This window comes from Streptomyces sp. NPDC000151, from assembly GCF_040301705.1.
In the GTDB taxonomy this organism is placed as follows: domain Bacteria; phylum Actinomycetota; class Actinomycetes; order Streptomycetales; family Streptomycetaceae; genus Streptomyces.
This window is the reverse complement of record NZ_JBEPFC010000253.1, coordinates 1-5,230: the sequence shown is the minus strand read 5'-3', so window position 1 is coordinate 5,230 and position 5,230 is coordinate 1. Positions and strand designations below refer to the sequence as shown.

Below are 5,230 nucleotides of genomic sequence, written 5' to 3'. Positions count from 1 at the left end.
GGCGGGCAGCGCGCTCTCCGAGGCGGCGGTGCGGTGCCGGGGCAGCGCGCGCTGGGTGACCGCGTGCGCGGTCAGCACCCGGCGGCTGCGGCCGAGCCGGGGCGGCAGCACCAGATAGGCCAGCCGCACCAGCCGCGGATAGTGCTCCACGAGCGCGGCTTCGGCCTGCTCGACGTCGATGACGCCCAGCGGGGAGGTGCGGTCCGGTGGCGGTGATATTGCCTGCTGCTGTTCCACGTTCCGTAGAACGAGTGAATCTTGGGATGGTCACTTTGACCATCGGGCGGACCGGCCGGGGTGCGGCCGGTCCTCAGGAGCTTCCGCGCCGGCCGCTCAGCGCTGCCGGTCGAGGTCGAACTCGCCGTCCCGGGCGCCCAGTACGAACGCCCGCCACTCGCCCTCGGTGTACCGCAGCACGACGTCGGGGTCGGTGGAATTGCGCATCGCCACCGCGCCGCGCTCCAGGAACGCGATCTCCACGGCCTCCTCGGCGTCGCCGGGGGCGCGCTGCCAGACGGCGTCGGAGATGTCGAGGGCGTAGAGCCACTCCTTCTCAGCTGCGGCGCTCATGCGGTGCTCTCCTCGCGATAGGCCCGGTCGGTACGGAGGTCAGCGTACGCCGCGCGCACCTGTGACGGGGAGCGAACGAACGACCCCGGACAGTGCCTCACCGTCCGGGGTCGCCGCCGTGCCGCCGCGGGTATGTCAGTCCGTGCGCCAGTCGCCGAACTCCACCCGGCCGCGGGCGCCCGAGCCGCCGTTGGCCGCCGACATGTGCAGCCCCGCGTCCTGCGCGGCGGCCGCGCCGGGCACGGTGGCGGTGGCGACCGCGCGCCAGGTGTAACCGTCGTCCGTGGAGTACTCGCCCTTGAAGGCGCCGCCCGCCTCCCGCGAAAGCCGCAGCGTCACCGGCGCCTTGACGCCCGTGACCCGCTCGTACCGGTCCAGCGTGCCGTCCCCGGTGGTGTCGTAGGACAGCGCGACGCCGTTCTCCGGGGTGACGGAGAGGTTCACGAACCCCGCCGAGTCCGCCTCCGCCAGGCTGTTGCGGACGGCGATCCCGGCGCGTGCCCACGGGCCGGTGACCGACTGCTCGGCGACCTTCACCGTCACCGAACCGCCCGCTCGGAGCGCGCCCGGGCGGTAGACGGCGCCGAACTCGGCGGTGGCCTTCCACAGGTCGGCGCCCGCCCCGTCGATGGCGAACCGCCCGTCGAGCTGACCGAAAACCGCCTCGTTCGTGGTGACCGTGCGCAGCCCGTCGTCCAGCGGCCCGGCCACGAAGAGCGTCCCCGTGCGCACCGAGGAGACCGCCGTCTCGCCCTTCGGCCCGTAACTCACCGTCAGTTCGTACGGCATCGGCTTCAGCGGCGACGTCAGGGGCTCGGCGGGTGCCGCGACCCGCCAGTCGACGTCTCCCTTGCCGCCGGCCGGTATTGACGGCAGCGAGACGGGGCCGCGGTCCTCGGCGTCCACGCCGCTGAGCGCGAAGTCCACCCGGCCGGTGTCCCGCAGCCCGCTGACGTTGTGCAGGGTGGCGGTGACGGTGGTCGCGCCGCCCGGCGCCATGGCGGCCGGCTCGGCCGTGACGACGACCCGCCCCTGGTAGGGCGCCTTGGCGAGCACGTCGTGCACCTTCCGGGCGGTGCGGTAGGCGTCGGTGGTGGGCCGCAGCGGGTAGTTCTTGCGCTCCCGCGTCCAGGGCTCCTCCAGCGCGTACCAGTCGAACGCCTTCGGCTTGCGGTTGCCAGCGAGCGCGTCCTCCAGCTCGTCCAAGTACCGCTGCCACTGCGGGAGATGGAAGTCGCCGATCAGGCCGTGCCAGTCGCGGTTGGCGTAGTTGGCGAGCTTTCCGCCGTCCGCGGTGGGCCGGTCCGCCCAGGTGGTGATCAGCACCCGCGCGGTGCGCTCCAGCTGCGCCGCCTCCTTCTCGCCGGTCGCCATCCGCTTGGCGGCGTCCAGCCACGGCCCGAGGAGGAAGTGCCGGTGCGCGCCGGTCATGTCCTCGCTGAGCCGCATGAGCTGGAGCCAGAGCTTGGCGAGGGCGCGGAAGGCGGCCAGGTCCTTGCGCTCGTACGCCTCCTGGAGCTGCGGGATCAGCTGCCAGGAACGGTTCGCCAGCGCCTGCCGGGCCAGGTCGGTCAGGTCCAGCCGGTACGCGTCGCTGTTCCGCAGCGCGGGCCGGACCGCCAGCAGCGCCGCGAACGCGGCGTCGAGCCGGGCGGGAGAGAACGCGGGGGTGTGCGTGGCGTAGTACGTGCCGGAGCGGGCGGTCAGTGACGGGCGCGCGGCGAAGATCGAGTCGTGCGGCCGCCCGTCCTTGCTGCTGATCTCGTACGTGCTCTCCCGGAGCGCCGCGAAGGCCGCGCGGGCCTTGGCGTCCCGGCCGCCGTACCGCGCGTCCGCGTACCCGTCGAACCACGCCGCGCGGTCCACCGCCTCGTCCCGCCACGCCAGCTCGCTGAAGAGCTCGAACGCCGCGGGGTCCCGCTCGGCGGCCTCGGCCATGTACGCCGTGCCGACCAGCTTGCTGCCCTTCTTGTCGCGCCACTTCGTGAACCGTTCGGCCCACATGTGGGTCTTGGCCCCTATGGTCGTCCGGCCGCCGAAGTTCGGGATCGTGCCGAACGCGTACGGCACGTCGCCCCAGTCCTTCTCCCGGTCCTCGACCGTCTCCAGGTCCGAGAGGCCGTCCACGATCAGCAGGTGGTCGTGGTCGACGGCGTCCAGCAGATCCCGCCGCGGATTCTCCTGCCAGCCGAGAATCACCCACGTGGCGTCCTTGTGGGCGGCCAGCATCGCCCGCTCCACGGCCTTCGCGGCGGCCGGCACCGGGACGTCCCCCGGATTGCCGCCCTCGTGCAGCAGGTCCATCTTGAAGTGCCTGACGGTCCCGAAGAGCGCCTTCTGGTGCCGGTAGAACGACGCCGCGACCTTCTCGAAGACCGCCGTCCGCGGGTCCAGCCAGTCGGGGCGCTTCAGGCCCGCCCAGTTGCCCTGGGGCACCACCCGGGCGCCGGCATTGCGCTGTACGAAGCCGTCCGGGACGGTGCCGAAGTAGCCCGGCAGCACCGGGTGCATCCCCAGCGACCGCAGCCGGTCGGCGATCCGCTTGCCCAGCGCCGTGCGTTTGGCGAGCAGCTCCTTGCTGACCGGGCCGCCGTAGCCGCTCATGTTCTGCAGCAGCCACCACGGCTGGTGGGTCGGCGCCGGCAGCCAGGCCCGCGCCTCGGCGTCGGAGTACCCGAAGTCCTGCAGCACACGGTGGTACACGGCCTCCGAGCCCGCCGTGACCAGGACCTCGTTCACGCCGTGCAGCGCCAGGACGTCGATCGTGCGCTCCCAGTGCGCCCAGTCGGCGTACGGCGCGGTGTACCCGTCGTGCGTGTCGTTGAGCGCGAAGCGGTGGGCCAGCGCGGTGCTGCGCTCCAGCGGCCGCTTCGGTGCGGGGAGCTTCGCGGGGAGGTCCAGCTGCTGACCGGCCCAGGAGATGTGTGCCCGGCAGGTGTACTTCAGGTACCAGTTCACGCCGGTCAGCAGCGCGGCCGGGCTGGTGCCGGCGACCTCGATGCGGCCGGGTGCGCCGGCCACGCGGAACCGGTCCGCGGTCTTCGCGGGGCGCTTCTGCGGGGTGAGCCGGAACTGGTCGGCGTGGTGGGGGAGGAGGCGCCTGAGCGCGGCGCGCGCCGGTGCGGTGTCGAAGGGAGCAGCGGAGGGTTTGCGGCCCGTCGGGCCCGCGGGGCGCGCCGGCCCCGGCACGGCGGAGGCGGCCATGGCGGGGGTATGCCCGCCGACCGCGACGGTGACACCCAGGGCACCCGCGGTGCCCAACACGTTGCGTCTAGTGACCTGGCTCACGCCTGCTCCCACTGCTCGGCAGTATCAACGGTTACGTGCGAGGGGTCACGCTAACGGGCCGTCAGCTCATCTCCAAGGATGTTGATACGACCAGAACGCGCCGAATGTCGCGGCTGTTGGGCCGGTGGAGTGACGGGGTTCCGGCGCGTTTTCGACTATCGCCGAGGCTGCTGTGCCGAGCGTGACCCGGGCCCTTCGGAGGCCAGTGTTCGGCGGTTTCTTACCCGCGCTCCTCCTGGGCTTCACGCGAGGGGGCGGCGGGCGGGGGAACAGTCGGCTGGGCGGCGGGGGTCTCCCCGGGCTCCTCGCCGCCGCTGTGCCACGACCGCCGTGCGCACCGGCCGGCGCCGTCCCCGCGACGGCCGGTGCGGTTCCCCGCTCACCCGGACGGAGCTGTCATGTCCACGTCTTCACCTGCGACGACCGCCTTCCCGCACGCCCAGCCCGACCCGCAGGCGCCCGCCCCGCACGTGCCCGCCCCGGGCGCCCCCGCCGCGTACACCACCTCCATCGCCGACTCCACCGAGCAGATCCGCGCCGCGCAGCGGCTGCGCCACCAGGTCTTCGGCGAGGAGATGGGCGCCACGCTGCACTCTCCACTGCCCGGCCACGACATCGACGACTACGACGACCTCGTGGACCACCTGATCGTCACCGAGACCGCCACCGGCGAGGTCGTCGGCACCTACCGGCTGCTGCCGCCCGGCCGCAGCGAACGGCTCTATTCGGACGGCGAATTCGATCTGTCCGGACTGCGCGCGCTGCGCCCCTCGCTCATCGAGGCCGGCCGCTCCTGCGTCCACCCCGACCACCGCAGCGGTGCGGTCATCAACCAGATGTGGGCCGCGCTCGCCCGCTACACCCTGCTCTCCGGCCACCGGTACCTCGCCGGCTGCGCCTCCGTACCGCTCGCCGACGGCGGGCAGTGCGCGCGGGCGGCGTGGGAACTGGGCCGCACCCGGCACGCGGCGCCCGAAGAGCTGCGCGTCCGGCCGCTCCGGCCCTGGCTGCCGGACGCGGACACCGCCGCGGCCGCCGACGCCGCGGGCCGGGCTCAGCTGCCGCCCCTGCTCCGCGGCTACCTCCGGGTCGGCGCCTGGATCTGCGGGGCGCCCGCGCACGACCCGGAGTTCGACGTGGCCGACTTCTTCGTCGTCCTGGACATGGACCGGCTCGGCGAGCGGTACCGGCGGTTCTTCCTGGGTGACCAGCGGTGAGCGCCGCGGCCCCCGGCACCACGGTCCCCGGTGCCGCGCGGACGGGCCTCTGGGACACCGTCTCCACCTGCACGTCCGGCTGCATCGACCACGCCGCGCCCCGGGTGCCGCTCGCCGGGACGGCGCGCCGCGCCGCCGCGTTCGCGCACGTCGTC

General features: G+C 73.6%; 3 protein-coding genes and 1 pseudogene. 1 reads left to right on the top strand and 3 read right to left on the bottom strand.

Annotated features, from left to right (window positions below; all coding sequences use genetic code 11):
* From ABT381_RS34930 to ABT381_RS34920, 3 genes and pseudogenes are all read right to left on the bottom strand, one after another.
* A pseudogene (locus ABT381_RS34930) lies at window positions 1-237 on the bottom strand (hypothetical protein); the annotation flags it as partial.
* Window positions 238-333: 96 nt separating this feature from the next.
* Window positions 334-570, bottom strand: coding sequence for a DUF397 domain-containing protein (locus ABT381_RS34925; protein WP_030256868.1), 237 nt, complete (start codon window positions 568-570; stop codon window positions 334-336).
* Window positions 571-705: 135 nt separating this feature from the next.
* Window positions 706-3,858, bottom strand: coding sequence for an alpha-N-acetylglucosaminidase (locus ABT381_RS34920; protein ID WP_351601863.1), 3,153 nt, complete (start codon window positions 3,856-3,858; stop codon window positions 706-708).
* A gap of 398 nt (window positions 3,859-4,256) precedes the next feature.
* On the opposite strand from ABT381_RS34920, the gene ABT381_RS34915 reads away from it, so the two are divergent.
* Window positions 4,257-5,075 carry a GNAT family N-acetyltransferase gene (locus ABT381_RS34915; protein WP_351601860.1) on the top strand — a complete coding sequence of 273 codons (819 nt, stop codon included), beginning with the start codon at window positions 4,257-4,259 and terminating at the stop codon, window positions 5,073-5,075.
* Window positions 5,076-5,230: the final 155 nt, after the last annotated feature.

Coding starts and splice junctions, on each gene's coding strand:
- ABT381_RS34925 (WP_030256868.1), bottom strand. CDS start 570: ATGAGCGCCGCAGCTGAGAAGGAGTGGCTCTACGCCCTCGACATCTCC.
- ABT381_RS34915 (WP_351601860.1), top strand. CDS start 4,257: ATGTCCACGTCTTCACCTGCGACGACCGCCTTCCCGCACGCCCAGCCC.